Origin of the sequence: Tardiphaga sp. (genome assembly GCF_025356345.1) — a bacterium.
In the GTDB taxonomy this organism is placed as follows: domain Bacteria; phylum Pseudomonadota; class Alphaproteobacteria; order Rhizobiales; family Xanthobacteraceae; genus Tardiphaga.
In genome coordinates this window covers 15,038-31,252 of record NZ_JANXTC010000267.1, presented here as the reverse complement: position 1 = coordinate 31,252, position 16,215 = coordinate 15,038, and the positions used below count along the sequence as shown (strand labels likewise).

At 62.1% G+C, this 16,215-nt stretch carries 14 protein-coding genes, 1 tRNA gene and 1 pseudogene; 4 read left to right on the top strand and 12 right to left on the bottom strand.

The features are described 5' to 3' along the window. Together Q0S16_RS16470 and Q0S16_RS16465 are read left to right on the top strand one after the other, a co-directional pair. Nucleotides 1–278 (top strand): annotated as a pseudogene (locus Q0S16_RS16470) (IS3 family transposase); the annotation flags it as partial. Nucleotides 279–1,024: 746 nt separating this feature from the next. After that, entirely contained in the window at nucleotides 1,025–1,438 is a 414-nt protein-coding gene (locus Q0S16_RS16465) for a fasciclin domain-containing protein (protein ID WP_295850142.1), read from the top strand. Nucleotides 1,439–2,104: 666 nt separating this feature from the next. On the opposite strand, the gene Q0S16_RS16460 is transcribed toward Q0S16_RS16465, so the two are convergent. From Q0S16_RS16460 to Q0S16_RS16430, 7 genes are all read right to left on the bottom strand, one after another. After that, nucleotides 2,105–2,180 (bottom strand) — tRNA-Lys (locus tag Q0S16_RS16460). A 178-nt stretch (nucleotides 2,181–2,358) separates the two neighbouring features. Further along, nucleotides 2,359–2,931 (bottom strand): Spy/CpxP family protein refolding chaperone, encoded by a 573-nt coding sequence (locus tag Q0S16_RS16455; protein ID WP_295850140.1) that lies wholly within the window; start codon nucleotides 2,929–2,931, stop codon nucleotides 2,359–2,361. A gap of 104 nt (nucleotides 2,932–3,035) precedes the next feature. Further along, on the bottom strand, nucleotides 3,036–4,361 hold the full coding sequence (locus Q0S16_RS16450; RefSeq protein WP_295850138.1) for a TRAP transporter large permease subunit: 1,326 nt from the start codon (nucleotides 4,359–4,361) through the stop codon (nucleotides 3,036–3,038). After that, entirely contained in the window at nucleotides 4,358–4,957 is a 600-nt protein-coding gene (locus tag Q0S16_RS16445) for a TRAP transporter small permease (RefSeq protein ID WP_295850137.1), read from the bottom strand. The genes Q0S16_RS16450 and Q0S16_RS16445 overlap by 4 nt, the downstream gene beginning before the upstream one ends. 159 nt (nucleotides 4,958–5,116) lie before the next feature. Beyond that, nucleotides 5,117–6,118, bottom strand: a complete 1,002-nt coding sequence (locus Q0S16_RS16440; RefSeq protein ID WP_295850134.1) for a TRAP transporter substrate-binding protein — start codon at nucleotides 6,116–6,118, stop codon at nucleotides 5,117–5,119. A gap of 190 nt (nucleotides 6,119–6,308) precedes the next feature. Continuing rightward, a complete protein-coding gene (locus Q0S16_RS16435; protein WP_295850131.1) occupies nucleotides 6,309–7,886 on the bottom strand; it encodes a 2-isopropylmalate synthase in 1,578 nt (525 codons plus the stop codon). Between the two features lie 377 nt (nucleotides 7,887–8,263). Then, a complete protein-coding gene (locus Q0S16_RS16430; protein WP_295850129.1) occupies nucleotides 8,264–9,943 on the bottom strand; it encodes a methyl-accepting chemotaxis protein in 1,680 nt (559 codons plus the stop codon). 172 nt (nucleotides 9,944–10,115) lie between these two features. Here Q0S16_RS16430 and Q0S16_RS16425 point away from each other — a divergent pair, with 172 nt between their 5' ends. Next, nucleotides 10,116–11,009: a dihydrodipicolinate synthase family protein gene (locus tag Q0S16_RS16425; protein ID WP_295850126.1), complete on the top strand. Its 894-nt coding sequence runs from the start codon at nucleotides 10,116–10,118 to the stop codon at nucleotides 11,007–11,009. 149 nt (nucleotides 11,010–11,158) lie between these two features. On the opposite strand, the gene Q0S16_RS16420 is transcribed toward Q0S16_RS16425, so the two are convergent. From Q0S16_RS16420 to Q0S16_RS16410, 3 genes are read right to left on the bottom strand one after another with little or no spacing between them, the layout of a single operon-like run. Beyond that, nucleotides 11,159–12,136: a polyphosphate kinase 2 family protein gene (locus tag Q0S16_RS16420; protein ID WP_295850125.1), complete on the bottom strand. Its 978-nt coding sequence runs from the start codon at nucleotides 12,134–12,136 to the stop codon at nucleotides 11,159–11,161. A 33-nt stretch (nucleotides 12,137–12,169) separates the two neighbouring features. Beyond that, nucleotides 12,170–12,910, bottom strand: a complete 741-nt coding sequence (locus Q0S16_RS16415) for an NUDIX hydrolase (protein WP_295850124.1) — start codon at nucleotides 12,908–12,910, stop codon at nucleotides 12,170–12,172. 18 nt (nucleotides 12,911–12,928) lie between these two features. Then, nucleotides 12,929–13,957 carry an ABC transporter substrate-binding protein gene (locus Q0S16_RS16410; protein WP_295850121.1) on the bottom strand — a complete coding sequence of 343 codons (1,029 nt, stop codon included), beginning with the start codon at nucleotides 13,955–13,957 and terminating at the stop codon, nucleotides 12,929–12,931. A gap of 135 nt (nucleotides 13,958–14,092) precedes the next feature. Between Q0S16_RS16410 and Q0S16_RS16405 the strand changes: the two genes are divergently transcribed. Continuing rightward, nucleotides 14,093–14,542 carry a cupin domain-containing protein gene (locus Q0S16_RS16405; RefSeq protein WP_295850118.1) on the top strand — a complete coding sequence of 150 codons (450 nt, stop codon included), beginning with the start codon at nucleotides 14,093–14,095 and terminating at the stop codon, nucleotides 14,540–14,542. A gap of 53 nt (nucleotides 14,543–14,595) precedes the next feature. On the opposite strand, the gene Q0S16_RS16400 is transcribed toward Q0S16_RS16405, so the two are convergent. After that, nucleotides 14,596–15,378, bottom strand: coding sequence for an ABC transporter permease (locus Q0S16_RS16400; RefSeq protein WP_295850116.1), 783 nt, complete (start codon nucleotides 15,376–15,378; stop codon nucleotides 14,596–14,598). Then, complete coding sequence (locus Q0S16_RS16395) at nucleotides 15,375–16,196, bottom strand: ABC transporter ATP-binding protein (protein WP_295850115.1); 822 nt, start codon at nucleotides 16,194–16,196, stop codon at nucleotides 15,375–15,377. The genes Q0S16_RS16400 and Q0S16_RS16395 overlap by 4 nt, the downstream gene beginning before the upstream one ends. Between the last annotated feature and the right edge of the window lie 19 nt (nucleotides 16,197–16,215).

The following is a 16,215-nucleotide window of genomic DNA, read 5'->3' as shown; positions in this document are numbered from 1 at the left end:
CGCGACGTTTCGGCTGCATCCAGGACGCCAAGGCGTTCTGCCGCGGCTTCTTCGACTGGTACAATCAGGTCCATCACCATGCCGGAATAGGCCTGATGACGCCCGACCAAGTACACTTCGGTCAGGTCGACCAGGTCCATGCCGCCCGCCAAATCACGCTCAACGGTGCCTACAACAGAAACCCCGAACGTTGCGTCAGAAAGCAGCCTGAACCGCCTGCGAAGCCGATCGCGACCTGGATCAATCCACCCGCGGACCGACATCCAATTCGAGCCTAAATACAAAAATGGACTGTCTCATAATCGTTGACACGTTCCGTGATGTCGTCGCCGATCAGGTGGAGGGTGTCGCCGCCGGCGGCTACCCGGTTTACCGCGCAACGGTCCGAACAAAGAAGGCCGGGCGGACCGTCCGTTATGAATTGAGCGAACAGACTTCCTAGGCGGTCGATGACCATTTAGTTAGAGGCTTCCAAAAAGGGGCCCGAAGCAGTGAGCATATCGATAAATTTACCGATGGGGCGCGTGGAATGGCCGATGGTGCAAAACGGAAACTCGATGCTGGACTGCTCTGCTTTAGAATTCGTGCCTAACCATCTCGGCGTGCCTGTCGACACCTGAGGGCGGAGCGAGCCCGTGGACTGCGTCACCGCAACTCACCTATGACCGCGTTTCCCGCAGCTATAATGATCGTTCAAGGAGCGACAATCGCAGTTGTCTCCGACAATCGCGCGCGATGACAACCTATCCGGCGCGCGGCGCTCGAAGCATGACGGAATTAAGTCGTTCAGTGCAGATAAAAATATCGTTCTGACTGATCCAGTTCGATACCCGTTGCGTAGACCTTCAAGCACGGTCCGTTCATCCATCGAAACCACTGCTCGCTAGATCGAGCACCCGTGCCACGGCTCATCTGACAATTGATCTGTCGTCTTCCACCCCGACCATGGAACGCAACGAAAGCGTCTCCGTGGATCGGTATCTTCTGCGATCCGATAAATTCACCCAACAGGAGTTCAAACCCTATGCACGATATCGTCGATACAGCGGTTGCCGCTGGCAAATTCGGAACACTCGTGGCTGCCGTCCAGGCCGCCGGCCTTGTGGAGACACTAAAGGGCGCAGGCCCGTTTACCGTGTTCGCGCCCACCGATGACGCCTTCGCAAAGCTTCCGGCCGGCACCGTCGAGGACCTGCTCAAGCCCGAGAACAAGGCGAAGCTGGTTGCGATCCTGACCTATCACGTGCTTCCCGGGAAGGTGATGGCCGCTGACATCGCCGGCAAGACGATGCACGTCAAGACCGTCGAAGGCAGCGAAGTGGCTGTCGACGCCACCTCGGGCGTGAAGGTAGATGGCGCGACCGTCGTGATTGCCGACGTGGCCGCTTCCAATGGCGTGATCCACGCGATCGATCAAGTCATCATGCCGAAGCACTAAGCACACCTAGTGGTCTGGACGGCATCCGGCTGGCGGATGCCGTCCAGATCAGACCCGCTTGCGGGCGTCACTACCACGGCCGAGATCACGGTTGCGACCTGCACGATAGCTGCGACAAACCCTGTTGCCATCCGGTCGGGTCAGGGTCGTCGCGAGGACGAAAAACGCGAGCTGCCATCGACCGAACAACCAGAACGATGCCTATCAAGCGTACGGTTTAATGACCCAGCCAACAACTGGACGCGCTCGACAATTCCCATAAGGGAGACCGTCAGCGCCGCAAGTCTCACGAACATAACCTGTATGACGCGCGTATAGATGGCCGTGTCGCGACGGCAACCACTCCTGACATGGAACTCTGGCGCTCACGATGAACGCATTTTGGAGGCGGCATTGCATGGCCCGCGGTAGTTCGTCTGGCGCTGGTTGACGCCACCGTACCCCAGATCGCATCCTTCACAGGTCATAGCCTAAAAAACGTTGAGGAGATCCTGGACAAGCACTATCTCGGCCGCGATGTGAAACTCGCTGTAGCCGCTGTGATGCGCCTGAACGAGAACGAAGAACGATCAAAATTTGTAAAATGAGATGTAAAACGTTCGAACCGTTCCGTTTTGTTCTATCGGAAGTATTTCTTAAAACCCCTGCGCCGCAGCGCTTAAGGGGTGGTGGGCGCACCAGGGCTCGAACCTGGGACCCGATGATTAAGAGTCATCTGCTCTACCAACTGAGCTATGCGCCCGGATCCGATCCGGAAGTCCATCCCTCACGGGACGGCGTCGTTTAGCAAAGCGATCCGGGGATGTCCAGCGCATGACAGAACAATATCTTCAGTCCGCGCAAAACCCGCCAGAATGTGAAAAAGCCGCTGAAATTCAGCGGCTTCGTCGCAGTCCTCTGGGTCAGGAGGCAACCGCCGATCAGAGCCGGTCGGGGCCCGGGCCGTGGTCACGGTCGAATCGGCCGGGGCCGCCACGATCATGCTCGTCATCACGATCACGCATGCCGCGATGGCCCTCGCCGCCGGGACGGCCCTCCATGTGGGTCAGGATGGCCAGGCGGCGCTTCTGGCCGTCATCCAGCGTCTTGTAGAGCGGGTCGGCGGTCTCGGCGATGCGCTTCAGGGCGGCCGCCGTAGCGGCCATGGCTTCGGCGTGCTGCTGCAGCCGGGCAACCGGGTTGTCCGGCGTCCGCGGACCCTTGGCGTCGTCGCCGCGCTCATTCTGCCGTTCGGCCATCCGGGCATTGGCGCGGTCGATCCGCAGTTTGGCGAAACCGCGCACCGCCTCTTCCACCGGCGGCCACAATTTGTCCTGGTCCGGGGTCAGTTTCAGCCCGGCATGAACCGCGGCGATCCGCGCATCGGCCAGCGCCGCGCGGTCTTCCGCGTTCATCCGGACGTGATGATGATCATGCCCGTCATGGCGGGCATAGACCGCGGTCGTCCCGGCCAGCGCGAGCACGGCGACACCGGCGAGCAACAATTTCTTCATGGCAGCCTCCATTGGATCGTTGCCTGAAGATGAGCGCGGCCCTCGCCGCTTTCAACTTAAGCTTTGGAAAGGCTGTGGCTGGAGATATCAGCGCCCTGATTTTGTCACAACATGCCGAGCACGCGCGGCAGCCATAGCGAGATCTCTGGCACGAAAGTCACCACGCCGAGGAAGATCAGCATGGTCAGCAGCCAGGGCCATACCGCGATGGTCAGTTCGGTGATGCCCATCTTGGCGATGCCGGAAGCGACATAAAGATTGAGGCCGACCGGCGGATGGCACATGCCGACCTCCATGTTGACCACCATCAGGATGCCGAGATGCACCGGATGGATCCCCAGCTTGACGGCGATCGGGAACAGGATCGGCGCCGTGATCAGCACGATGGAACTTGCCTCCATCACATTGCCGGCGACCAGCAGCAGGATGTTGACGAAAATCAGGAAGGTGATCCAGTTCACCCCCTTGTCCACCATCCAGGCGGTAAGTTGCTGCGGGATCTGCTCCGATGTCATCAGGAACGAGAACAGCACCGCATTGGTGATGATGTAGAGGATCATCGCGCTCATGCTGGCCGATCCCAGCAGCACCCGCGGCACGTCCTTCAGCGTCATGTCCTTGTAGACGAACACCGCGATGACGAAGGCATAGACCGCGCTCATCGCCGCGGCTTCCGTCGGCGTGAACAGGCCGCGATAGATGCCCCCGAGCACGATGACGATCAGCAGCAACCCCCAGACGCATTCACGGAACGCCTTTAGCCGCTCCATCCACGACGCTTTCGGCAGTCGCGGATAGTCGTATTTCCAGGCCCGGTACACCGTGGTGAGACCCAGCAACGTCGCCAGCATGATGCCGGGAATGACGCCGGCGATGAACAATTGTCCGACCGAAGCGGATGTCACGCGCGCGCCGTCCGGACCCAGCGCAACGCTGCCGCCGGTGGCCACCGCGTAGATCACCATCACGATCGACGGCGGGATCAGGATGCCCAATGCGCCCGACGTGGTGATGACGCCCGCGCCGAACCGCTTCGGAAAGCCCTGCGCGACCATCGCCGGTAGCAGGATCGAGCCGATAGCGATGACAGTTGCGGGCGATGAGCCCGAGATCGCCGCAAACAGCGCGCAGGCCATCACGCCGGCGAGGCCCAGTCCGCCGTACCAGTGCCCGACCATCGAGGTCGCGAAATTGATCATGCGCCTGGCGACGCCGCCATGGGTGAGGAAGTTACCAGCCAGGATGAAGAACGGGATCGCCATGATCTCGAAATTCTCGATGCCGGTGAACAATTTCAGCGCCACCGCCTCGATCGGTACCTGGGTGAGGAAAAACAGGAAGGTCAGCACCGTCAGGCCGAGCGCGATCGAGATCGGCATGCCGGTGAGCATGAGCGCGATCAGCAGCGCGAAGATGATCAGGGTGGTCATCGGGCGCCCTCCGGCGTGGGACCAAGCGCCGGATCGACGTCGATGCCTTCAACATGGCTGTGGTCGTGATGCGGCAGGTCGCCGGAGCGGACGTAGTTCAAGGCGACCTGCAGGAAGCGGAAGCACATCAGATAGGAGCCGAGCGGAATGCAAAGGTAGACGATCCAGCTCGGCAGTTCGAGATCGGGGGAGGTCTGGTCGGTCTGCGACAGGCCGATCACGAAGCTCGCGCCCATGGTCCCGATGATGCCGGTGAACAGCGCGCCGCACAGAAGGCCGAACAGAATGGTGCCCTTGCGCCACTTCGGGCTGAGCGCCAGCACCAGCACGTCGACGCCGACATGAATGCCGGTGCGCACGCCATAGGCGGCGCCGAACTTCGCCATCCACACGAACATGTAGATGCAAAGCTCCTGCGCCCAGGACAGATGAATGCCGCTCAGGAATTTGTAGCTCGCCATCGCGCCCGGCCAGGTGCGATGGGTAACGACGAAGTCGGTGGCGTAACGATGCGTGACCGCGATGAAAATGATGATGGTCGCAAGCGCGATCAGGGTTGCGATCAGGGTCTCCTCGAGGCGATCGAGGACTCGCATGAAATATCTCAAATTCTTTCCCCACCGCGGCCGTGCCGTCGAACATTGAAACCATCAGAATGAAGGCTGGTAACCTGCCTGATGGACGAAAGTGGCCCGGACGGACCGGACCACTCTTGTCGTGTCGCCGAATCAGGCGATCCTCGTCAGTTGGTCTTTTCAGTTGGTCTTGGCATTGGCTTCCTTCTGGAAAGCCGCGATCAGATCCTTGCCGACGCGCGACGCCATGTCCTGGGTCACGGGCTCCAGGGCCTTCATCCATTCGGCGCGCTCTTCCGGCGTCAACTCGTAGAAGGTGGTCGTACCAGCCTTCTTCATCGCGACCAGCGCATCGTCGTTTTCTGTCTGCGACAGGCTGTTGGTGTAGACCGTGGCTTCATCCATGGCCTTCTCGACCTGCGGCTTGACGTCCGCCGGCAGCCCGTCCCAAAACTTCTTGTTCACGATCACGGCGTAGCCGATATAGCCGTGGTTGGAGAGTGTCATCTGCTTCTGCACTTCGTGCATTTTCTGCGTGTAGACATTGGACGGTGTGTTCTCATTGCCGTCGACCACGCCGGTCTGCATCGCCTGGTACACTTCGGAGAACGCCAGCACCTGCGGGATCGCGCCAAGCGCGCGCATCTGGGCTTCCAGCACCTTGGACGACTGGATACGCATTTTCAGGCCCTGGAAGTCGGCGACCTTGTGCATCGGCTTGTTGGACGTCATGATTTTGAAGCCATTGTCCCAGTAAGCGAGACCCTTGATGCCCTTGGGTTCCAGCTTGGCGAGCAGGCCCTTGCCGATCGGCCCGGTGGTGATGCGCGTCAGCGCGGCCTTGTCCGGAAGGATGTAGGGCAGATCGAACACCTCGAATTCCTTGACGCCGAGCGGACCGAACTTGGCCAGCGACGGTGCCAGCATCTGCACGGCGCCAAGCTGCAGCGCCTCGACCTCTTCCTTGTCCTTGTAGAGCTGCGAGTTCGGATAGATCTCGACCTTGACCTTGCCGCCGGTATATTTCTCGGCGAGTTCCTTGAATTTCTCTGCGCCCTGCCCCTTGGGCGTGTTCGGCGCCACCACGTGGCTGAACTTGATGACGACGGGCGCTTGCGCGGAAGCAGGCCCGATCAAAGCGAGCGCTGCAACCGAGGCAGCGGCCAGAATGAAGTTGCGCATATGTTTCTCCCGAGTCGCGATCAGGAAGCTCTTGAGCGGCTTCCGACTTGTACGCCAAGCGCAGCAATACAGACGTCAGCCAACAAATGCCATTGCCCCTTCGCAGGGGGCGGCCTGAATAACGTGCTGCAACGCAAAATGCGGCGCCGGAGCACCGCATTAAAGTTAGCGTCAGGGCTTTAGGAAGCCATCAGCTCGCCGCGGCGACCTGTGGCATGTCGCGCTGGCGCTTCATGACGATCTTGTTGAGCGCCCCGAGATAGGCTTTGGCCGAAGCCACCAGCGTGTCCGGATCGGCCGCGCGCGCGGTCATCGAGCGCCCCTCATGCGCCAGCCGCACCGAAACTTCCGCCTGCGCGTCGGTGCCCTGTGTCACCGCGTGGACCTGGTACAGTTCCAGCTTGGCCTCGTGCGGCACCAGCGCCTTGATGCAGTTGAACACCGCGTCCACCGGACCATTTCCCTCGGCCTCCTCCAGCTTCATGACGCCGTCGATGTCGAGCTTCATGGTGGCGCGCTGCGGGCCATGGGTGCCGGCGATCACCGTCAGCGAGGCCAGCTTGATGCGGTCATGCGCGGCCGTCATTTCCTGGTCGACCAGCGCTTCCAGGTCCTCGTCGTAGATGTCCTTCTTGCGGTCAGCCAGAGCTTTGAAGCGCACGAAGGCGTCTCCCAGCTGGTTGGCGCCAAGCTTGTGGCCCATCTCCTCCAGCTTGTGGATGAAGGCGTGGCGGCCGGAATGCTTGCCCATCACCAAAGAAGTCTGCTTCACGCCGACCGTCTCCGGCAGCATGATCTCGTAGGTCTGGGCGTTCTTCAGCATCCCGTCCTGATGAATGCCGCTCTCATGCGCGAACGCGTTGCGGCCGACGATCGCCTTGTTGTACTGCACCGGAAACGAGGTCGCCGCCGACACCACTTTTGAGGCGCGGGTCAGCATGGTGGTATCGATGTTGTTCCAGTACGGCAGCTTGTCGTTGCGGGTCTTGATCGCCATTACGATCTCTTCCAGCGCGGCATTGCCGGCGCGCTCGCCGATGCCGTTGATGGTGCATTCGATCTGCCGGGCGCCGCCGCGGATGCCGGCCATCGAATTGGCCACCGCCATGCCGAGGTCGTTGTGGCAGTGCACCGAGAACACCGCCTTATCGGAGTTCGGCACGTTTTCACGCACCCGCTTGAACAGGTCGTAATATTCTTCCGGCACCGAATAGCCGACGGTATCGGGAATGTTGATGGTGGTGGCGCCAGCCTTGATGGCGGATTCGATACAGCGGCACAGGAAGTCGAATTCGGTACGGGTGCCGTCTTCCGCCGACCATTCGACGTCGTCGGTGTGGTTGCGCGCACGCGTCACTGACGAGATCACCAGATCATGGACCGCATCCGGCTCCATCTGCAGCTTGAACTTCATATGCACTGGCGAGGTGGACAGGAAGGAATGGATACGTCCGCGCTTTGCCGGCTTGATCGCCTCGGCGCAGCGGTCGATGTCCTTGGCACCCGCGCGCGACAATCCGCAGATCACCGCATTCTTGCTGCGCTTGGCAATTTCGTGCACCGCCTCGAAGTCGCCATCAGAGGCAATCGGGAAGCCGGCCTCGATGACGTCGACGCCCATCGCGTCCAGCATCGCCGCGATATCGAGCTTCTCCTCGAAGGTCATGGTGGCGCCAGGGCACTGCTCGCCATCGCGCAGGGTGGTGTCGAAAATGATGACGCGGTCCTTGCCGGACTTGTCCTGAACGGACGGGGTGGTGGTGGTCATGGGAATATTCCTTGGGTCGGGGGTGCCGCGGTCCGGGCGCCGGAGGGAGCTGAAAATCTCACGAACCCCTGAGTGCCCAGGCCAAATGGCCCAGACGGCGCTCAGGGGCAGATAAGAAGAAGCAGCCCGCCGAGAAGGGTGGACAGCAGCGCAGCCGGAATCGCTTCGGAACCAGTGGCGATTGCCCCTGTCCCGTGAACTCCAACCATTTCGCTGCGAATCAGCATCGCCACACCTTCAAGCCCACACTCTCGACTCAAACCCTTGACGGTTTATTGCCGCAGCGAGCATGAACCGTTGTAAACGCAAAAGGCGCGACGCCGCAACGGCTAAGAGGGTCAGGATAGCTGACCTACAATCCGCCTTTTGACGCGTCCTCACGCCGCGTTCACTGAATCCAGGAATTTACCGACCTCGCGCTTTAGCCGGCTGCTTTCGCCGGACAGGGAGCGGGCGGCCGAGAGCACCAGCGAGGACGCAGACCCCGCTTCGCTGGCGCCGCGCTGCACATGGCTGATATTGGCGGAGACCTGCTGGGTGCCGTCGGCGGCCTGCTGCACATTGCGGGAAATTTCCTGGGTCGATGCGCCCTGCTGCTCCACCGCGGCGGCGATGGTGGCGGCGATCTCCGACATCTTCCCGATCGTCGTGCCGATCTCGCTGATCGCCGTCACGGAATCCTGCGTCGCCGTCTGGATGCCGCTGATCTGGGCGCTGATCTCGCCGGTGGCCTTGGCCGTCTGCTCGGCGAGCGCCTTGACCTCGGAGGCCACCACCGCGAAGCCGCGGCCCGCCTCGCCCGCCCGCGCAGCCTCGATAGTGGCGTTCAGTGCCAGCAAATTGGTCTGCGATGCGATGCTGTTGATGAGTTCGACGACATCGCCGATCCGCGCCGCGGCCCTGGCCAGTTCGCCGACCCGGTGATTGGTCGTCTTTGCCTGCGCGACGGCGTCGTTGGCGATCCGCGCGGAATTCTGTACCTGGCGACTGATCTCGTTGACCGTCGACGACATTTCCTCGGTGGCCGAGGCCACCGACTGGACGTTGGTCGAGGCTTCTCCCGAGGCCGCGGCCACCATGGTCGTCAGTCTCTGCGAGGTTTCGGCGGAGGCGGTCAGCCGTGCCGCCGACGATTCGAGTTCGGTCGAGGCCGAGGCGACGGTCTCGACGATATCGCCGATCAGCGCCTCGAATTCGCGGGTGAACTGATCGACGCGCCGCCCGCGCTCGATCTTGGCCTGCGCCTCGACGGTCGCCGCCGCGTCATCAGCCTGCTTGGCAATCAACGCCTGTTTGAAGACCTGCAACGTGTCCGCCATGGCGCCGATTTCGTTCATCTCGCCCTGATGCGGGACCTCGGCGGTGAGGTCGCCGGCGCCGAGTGCCCGCATCGGGGTGATGATCGAGCCGATGCCACGCGATACGTCGCGGATCATGTAGATCGCCGCGCCCACACCGATGATCACAGCCAGCGCCAGCAAGCCCACCACGATCTTCATCGCGGTCTGGTAACTCTCGGCCGCTCGCAAGCCGACGGCATCGGCGCCGTTGTTTTTCAGCGCGATGTTTTTCAACAGCGCATCATCGGCCTTGACGCTGAGCTGAGTGACCTGGGCGTTCAGATCGCGGGCCTCGTTGATCTCGTTCCGAAGCGACAGCGCCATCACCCGCTTCACTTCGCCGACATAGTCCGCCCACAGCCGGCTGAATTCGTCGTAGTTGGCGCGCTCCTCGGCAGAGGCGATCATCGGCTCGTAGGCCTTGCGCGCTTTGTCCAGCGCCTCGGCGAAGCGGTCCATAATGGTTTCCTGGCGGCGCTTGCCGGCCTCGTCAGCGGCCAACAGGTGGTTGCGCAGCGTGGCGCGGTAGGTGATGGTCGACACCCGGATCTCACCAAGCACGCGCACCCCGGGCAACCAGCTCTCGACGATCTCGACCGTGGCGCCATTGATCGCGCTCATCTGCCGAATGGCCAGGGCTCCCATGCCGCACAGCGCAATCAGCAGGAACGAGACCACAACCGTGATCTTGTCGCGGATAGAGAGCCTGGCGAGCATCTTGCCACTCCTGGGAAATCAAAAAGACGTTGATCGCGGCTTCAATACGGAGGAAACGCCGGCGAACAGATTGTTAGATCGAATGGTCAAGCGTAACTCCCGCGTATTAAACTACCATTAAGGATGGTCACCGCCTGTCTTTCGGCTCCGGATCACGCGTAATGAGGACAAGATGACGAATTTCCTGAAGGGCCTATCGGCTTTCCCGATCACACCGGCCGATGCCGCGGGCCAGGTCGACACATCCGCGCTGAAACGGTTGCTGACGCCGCTGGTGGCGGCGCGGGTCGATTCGATCGGGCTGCTCGGCAGCACCGGCAGCTACCCGTTTCTGTCGCGGGGGGAGAGGCGCCGCGCGACGGATGCCGCGCTGGAACAAGCCAATGGCCAAGTGCCTGTGCTGGTTGGGATCGGCGCGTTGCGAACCGACGAGGCCATTGCGCTGGCGCAGGATGCCAAGGCTGCTGGTGCTGCCGCAGGCCTGCTGGCCCCGGTGTCCTACACGCCGCTCACCGACGCCGAGGTGTTCGAGCATTTTTCCGCCGTCGCCGCCGCGAGCGACCTGCCGATCTGCATCTACGACAATTTCGGCACCACGCATTTTCGCTTTTCCGCCAACCTGATCGGGCGCATCGCGCACATCCCCGGCGTCGTGTCGGTCAAGAGCGCGGCGCCAGCGGCCGACCTCGTCGCCGGCCATCTCGCGCAATTGCGCGCCGTGGTGCCACCGGGTTTCTCGGTCGGGTTCTCTGGCGACTGGCATGCGACCGAAGCGTTGATCGCCGGCGGCGATGCCTGGTACGGCGTCGCTGCCGGACTATTTCCCAATGCTTGCCTGGCCATCGTGCGCGCGGTGCAAGCGGGTGACGTCGCCGAGGCGCGTCGGCTCGACAACGCGATGCAGCCGCTGTGGGCGCTGTTCAAGGAATTCTCCAGCCTGCGGGTGATGTACGCCGCGGCCGCGATCAAGGGCGTGGAGGCTGTGCCGCCGCGACCGATTTTGCCGTTGCCGGACGTGGTGCAAGCAAGGATCAGGACTGTGTTGAGGGAATTGGCGCTTGGATAGCTAGCCGCACGCCCGATGTCGTCCCCGCGACGGCGGAGACCCAGACGCCCAGTCGCCCGTAGCGGCACAGCGCAGATTCCGTTGTGCTATCAAAACCTTCGGAGGTTATGCGTTTCCGCCTTCGCGGGGGACGACTCGCGGAAACGATCTCACGCCTTCGCGGGCACCTTCTTCGTCACGGCCTTGGCCTTTTTCTGTCCGGTCTTCATCACCACCGCCTTCGGCTCCGCGACCGGCGCCTCCTGTTCCAGCGCTTCGCGAATCGGCGTGAGCTTCTCCAGCGCCTCCCCATCCACCAGCGGGAATTTCAGATCAAGCTTTTCCAGCGCGCTGACGATGGTCGAGCCGATCACTACCCGGGCGAACCATTTATGGTCCGCCGGCACCACATGCCACGGCCCGTGCGCGCTGGCGGTGCCCGCGATCATGTCCTGATAGGCGTGCTGGTACTTGTCCCACATCTCCCGCTCGGTGATATCAGCGGTGGAAAACTTCCAGTTCTTGGCGGGCTCATCGAGCCGGTCGAGGAAACGCAGGCGCTGCTCCTCCTTCGAGACATTGAGAAAGAACTTCAGCACCACGGTGCCATTGCGCGCGAGATACTTCTCGAACGCCGAGATATCCTCGAAACGGTCGCGCCAGATATTCTTGGTCACCAGCTCATGCGGGATCTTCTGGTTGGCCAGAATCTCGGGGTGCACGCGCACCACCAGGCATTCCTCATAATAAGAGCGGTTGAAGATGCCGATCCGGCCGCGCTGCGGCAGATGGACGGTGCTGCGCCACATGAAGTCGTGATCGAGCTCGTTCGAGGACGGCGTCTTGAACGAGGTTACCTCGCAGCCCTGCGGATTGATGCCGTCGAACACGCTCTTGATGGCACTGTCCTTGCCGGCGGCGTCCATGCCCTGAAAGATCAGTAGCAGCGACCAGCGATCCTGCGCATAGAGCTTCTCCTGCAGCTCGGAAAGCCGAACCCGGTTGGCCTCGATGATCTTCTTGCCGGTTTCCTTGTGTAGCCCGCCCCGCTCGCCGGTATGATGCCCATCGAGCTGAAACGCCTTGCCGCCATCGACGCGAAACGGCTCGACATAGGGTTTCAGAGCGGACGCGGTGGATTTCGTCATGGGGTGGGAAACTCCGGGGAACGAGTTTCTAGTCTACCTCGCCGGGACACCGGGCGCCAGCCACCCGACCGGATCGCCGAACCGCGCCGCCAGATAGGCCGTTACAAAGACCGGCATGGCCGTCGAAAAATCGCCGGCACCACGCACCAGATGGATAGCGCAGAGCTCCGGCGATATCTGCCGCGCCAGATTGCTTTTGATCCGCCTGCGCAATGCTTCGGCCACCATCGGCACTTCCAGCAGACGGATCATGGCAATCGACGACGGCGTAACGACGCAGTGCCACTCCTCCGCCGCGATGTAATCCGCAGGCAGCAGGCCGACCTCCTCCTCGATTTCACGCGCGACACTGCCCGGAATATCCACCGTCGTTCCGCGCAGATCGCTTTGATCCGGCGTGCCAGCCGGGAAATAGACTTTTCCAGCATTGGCGGTATGGGACCCCATCTCTCCGAGCACGAACGCGCCGTCCTCGCCGCGTAGCGCGCCCATGCCGAAGCCGTTGAAGACAGACTTGTCGGGGCAGCCGAAATCTCGCCACGCTAGGAAGCTGGCGAAGTCGGTCTCGAAGTATTCGGCACTAAAGCAGCCTGCCGAAAACACCGGATGTCGCGCCAGCAGAATACGGCCGTTGAAGAGGTCCGGCTTTTCGCTTTTCTTCTGCGAAAAATACGCTGCGATCTCGTCGCGGCGCTCATCCGCGAAAGCCCATGGCGATGGCCTGAAGGACAGGTCGAGCGCCGTGACGCGGTGGATGATGGGAGCCGTCGTCATGCCCTCATCCGCAACGAGCTATTTCGCATTCGTTCCCATCGTCCTGGCGGCTTGCTCGACATATTTGTTGGTGTAGGTCTTCTTCACGTCGATCCCCGCTTTGGCGATATCCGGCGAACTTTCGCTAAACACCGCCAGCACCGCTTCGGCGCCCTTGGGGTCCATCCGGCCATCGACCGAGTACATCGGGATCGTGTTCTTCAAGGCGGCGAGATACAGCTCCTTGTTCTTGCCGACGATCTCGACCGGCATCTTCGCCATGATCTCTTCCGGCGAGTGCGAATGGATCCAGGTCAGCGTGTTGAGGATCGCGTTGGTCATGCCCTGCACTTCCTTCTCGTGCGCGTTCACCCACGCCACCGTGCTGTACAGCGCGCCACCGGGGTACTCGCCGGAAAACACCGCCATCGTATCGTGCTGCGTGCGCGTGTCGCTGAGGATGCGCAGATCCTTGTAGCTGCCCTGCAATACGGTCACAGCGGGATCGAGCATCACCGCGGCGTCGATCTGGCCCTGCTCCATCGCCGCCACCGAGGTGGCGCCGAGCCCGACGCCAATCACCGCGACGCTGGCGGGATCGAGGCCGTTCTTCTTCAGCATGTACTTCAGGAAGAAGTCGGTGGAGGAGCCCGGCGCGCTAACGCCGACCTTCTTGCCGGCAAGGTCCTTGATCGACTTGATTTCCTCGGTGTGTTTCGGCGACACTACCAGCACCAGGCCGGGGTAGCGGTCATAGACCACGAAGGACTGCAATTCCTGCTTCTTGGCGGCGAGGTTGACGCAATGGTCGAAATAGCCCGACACCACGTCGGCGCTGCCGCCAAGCACCGCCTTCAGCGCATCGGAGCCGCCCTTGAGATCGACCAGTTCGACCGCGAGCCCGGCTTTGTCGAATTCGCCGAGTTGTTTGGCCAGAACGGTCGGCAGATAGCACAGGCAGGCACCGCCACCGACGGCGATGGTGACCTTGCTCTGCGCCGAGGCCAGGTCTGACATCAGCAGGAGGGCAAACAGCGGCGCCAGCAGCCGGCCGAAAGAGATTGTCATGATGGGCTCCCTGATCGTTCTTTGTTCACAGGATAGAGGAGCAGGAATGGTTTGAGAAGCGCACGTGCGGCTGGTCAATCGCCATTCGGCGATCTAGCATTTGCCGCTAACAGCCATAATTCGGGGGAAACGTTCATGAACCGCACCACTACGCACCTTGCGATCGCCGCCGCCTTTGTTGCCGGCGGCCTCGTCACCCACGTCGTCCTGCCGGCGATCGCCGCCGAGAATATCGTCGCCCAGGTGATCCACGTCCCGGAACTGACCGGCGACGCGCTGGGCCCGGCCTCGGCCACCGGCTTCCGTTCGAAGAGTTTCATGGCCGCCGACGGCGCCACGATTGCGATCCAGGACGGCAACGTACCCAAGCACTTGCACCCCAACACCAACGAGATCCAGTACATCCTCGAAGGCTCGGGCACGATCTGGCTCGGCGACCAGGAAGTCGCGGTCAAGGCCAGCGACCTCGTCATCATCCCGAAGGGCACCGCGCATGCCGGCACCAAGCCGGACGGCCGCCCCTTCAAGTCGATCGCGATCAAGACCCCGCCGCAGGCCGCGGATGATACCAAGATGCTGCCGTGAGTGAAATCGTCATTCCGGAGCGCGAGCGGCGCGAACCCGGAATGACGCCCGGCCTAATTTGCGATCGCCACCGGCTTCCACACCAGAAGTCGACGCTCGACCAGCGTCACCGCGAGATCGATCAGAATGACAAACGCCGACAGCACGATCATGCCGGCGAATACGCCGGCGACGTCAAAGGTGCCTTCGGCCTGCTGGATCAGATAGCCGAGGCCTGCGGCGGAGCCGAGATATTCGCCGACCACCGCGCCGACCACCGCGAAGCCGACGGCGGTATGCAGCGACGAAAACATCCAGGACAGCGCCGAAGGCCAGTAGACATGGCGCAACTGCTGGCGTTCGCTCATGCCGAGCATCCGCGCATTGTCGACCAGCGTCGCGCTGGTCTCCTTGACGCCCTGATAGACGTTGAAGAACACGATAAAGAACACCAGAGTCACTCCGAGGGCCACCTTCGACCAGATGCCGAGCCCGAGCCACAGCGTGAAGATCGGTGCCAGCACCACGCGCGGTAGCGCATTGACCATCTTCACATAGGGATCGAACACCGCCGCGACGCGCGGCTGCCGCGCGAACCAGAAGCCGATCGTGACGCCGCCGAACGAGCCAATCACGAATGCCAGCAGTGATTCCAGAAGGGTGATGCCGAGATGTTTCCAGATCACGCCGGAGGCAAACCAGGCGACGATCTGGCTGGCAACATCGACCGGATTCGAGAAAAAGAACGGCGGCAACCACATCCGGCCGAAGATCGGCACCGTGGTGAGCAGCTGCCACAGACCGAAAAACACCACAGCAACCAGTATTTGACACAGCAACAGTGTGAACCGGCTCATGACATCGCCCCCGCCGATTGCGCGTAGCCCTTCATCACCTCGTCCTTCAACACATCCCAGATCTCCTTGTGCAGCGCATGAAACGCCGGATCGAGCCGCACTTCGAAGATGTCGCGCGGCCGCGACAGCGGCACCTTCCAGTCGCCGATGATGCGCGAGCCGGGCCCCGCCGACATGATCACCACGCGGTCCGCCAGCGCGATGGCTTCCTCGAGGTCGTGGGTCACGAACAGCACGGCCTTGCGTTGCGCGCTCCACAATCGCAGCAGCAGATTGCCCATGATCTGCCGGGTCTGCGCGTCGAGCGGGCCGAATGGCTCATCCATCAGCAGAATCTTCGGATCGCGGATCAGCACCTGCGCCATGCCGACGCGCTTTCGCTGTCCGCCCGACAGCATGTGCGGATAGCGGCTGCCGAAGGCATCGAGGCCGACCGAGGTCAGCCAGTCCTGCGCGCGCGACAGCGCCTCGCCGCGCGCCACCCCGGCGATTTCGAGGGCCAGCGCGATGTTGTCCAGCGCGGTCTTCCAGGGAAACAGCGCGTCGGCTTGAAACAAATAGCCGGCCTGATGGTTCAGTCCGGTGAGCGGCGTATCGAAGATCCGGACCGCTCCGGCCGCCGGCTTCAGCAGGCCCGCAGCGACATTCAGCAGCGTGGACTTTCCGCAGCCGGTGGGACCTACAATGGCGACGAATTCGCCATCGGCCACCGACAACGTTGCCTGCTCCACGGCTGTGTAGACCCGCGTCGTGCCGACGCCAAAGGCCACTGTCGCGCGGTCAAGCGCCACCGCTATTGCTGTCGCGGCTGCCTGCACGCGCGTCTCCCGTTACTGT

What these genes read in the sequence shown, in the direction of transcription:
- Q0S16_RS16465 (WP_295850142.1), top strand. Translation starts at nt 1,025, where the DNA reads ATGCACGATATCGTCGATACAGCGGTTGCCGCTGGCAAATTCGGAACA.
- Q0S16_RS16455 (WP_295850140.1), bottom strand. Translation starts at nt 2,931, where the DNA reads ATGAAGAAATTGTTGCTCGCCGGTGTCGCCGTGCTCGCGCTGGCCGGG.
- Q0S16_RS16450 (WP_295850138.1), bottom strand. Translation starts at nt 4,361, where the DNA reads ATGACCACCCTGATCATCTTCGCGCTGCTGATCGCGCTCATGCTCACC.
- Q0S16_RS16445 (WP_295850137.1), bottom strand. Translation starts at nt 4,957, where the DNA reads ATGCGAGTCCTCGATCGCCTCGAGGAGACCCTGATCGCAACCCTGATC.
- Q0S16_RS16440 (WP_295850134.1), bottom strand. Translation starts at nt 6,118, where the DNA reads ATGCGCAACTTCATTCTGGCCGCTGCCTCGGTTGCAGCGCTCGCTTTG.
- Q0S16_RS16435 (WP_295850131.1), bottom strand. Translation starts at nt 7,886, where the DNA reads ATGACCACCACCACCCCGTCCGTTCAGGACAAGTCCGGCAAGGACCGC.
- Q0S16_RS16430 (WP_295850129.1), bottom strand. Translation starts at nt 9,943, where the DNA reads ATGCTCGCCAGGCTCTCTATCCGCGACAAGATCACGGTTGTGGTCTCG.
- Q0S16_RS16425 (WP_295850126.1), top strand. Translation starts at nt 10,116, where the DNA reads ATGACGAATTTCCTGAAGGGCCTATCGGCTTTCCCGATCACACCGGCC.
- Q0S16_RS16420 (WP_295850125.1), bottom strand. Translation starts at nt 12,136, where the DNA reads ATGACGAAATCCACCGCGTCCGCTCTGAAACCCTATGTCGAGCCGTTT.
- Q0S16_RS16415 (WP_295850124.1), bottom strand. Translation starts at nt 12,910, where the DNA reads ATGACGACGGCTCCCATCATCCACCGCGTCACGGCGCTCGACCTGTCC.
- Q0S16_RS16410 (WP_295850121.1), bottom strand. Translation starts at nt 13,957, where the DNA reads ATGACAATCTCTTTCGGCCGGCTGCTGGCGCCGCTGTTTGCCCTCCTG.
- Q0S16_RS16405 (WP_295850118.1), top strand. Translation starts at nt 14,093, where the DNA reads ATGAACCGCACCACTACGCACCTTGCGATCGCCGCCGCCTTTGTTGCC.
- Q0S16_RS16400 (WP_295850116.1), bottom strand. Translation starts at nt 15,378, where the DNA reads ATGAGCCGGTTCACACTGTTGCTGTGTCAAATACTGGTTGCTGTGGTG.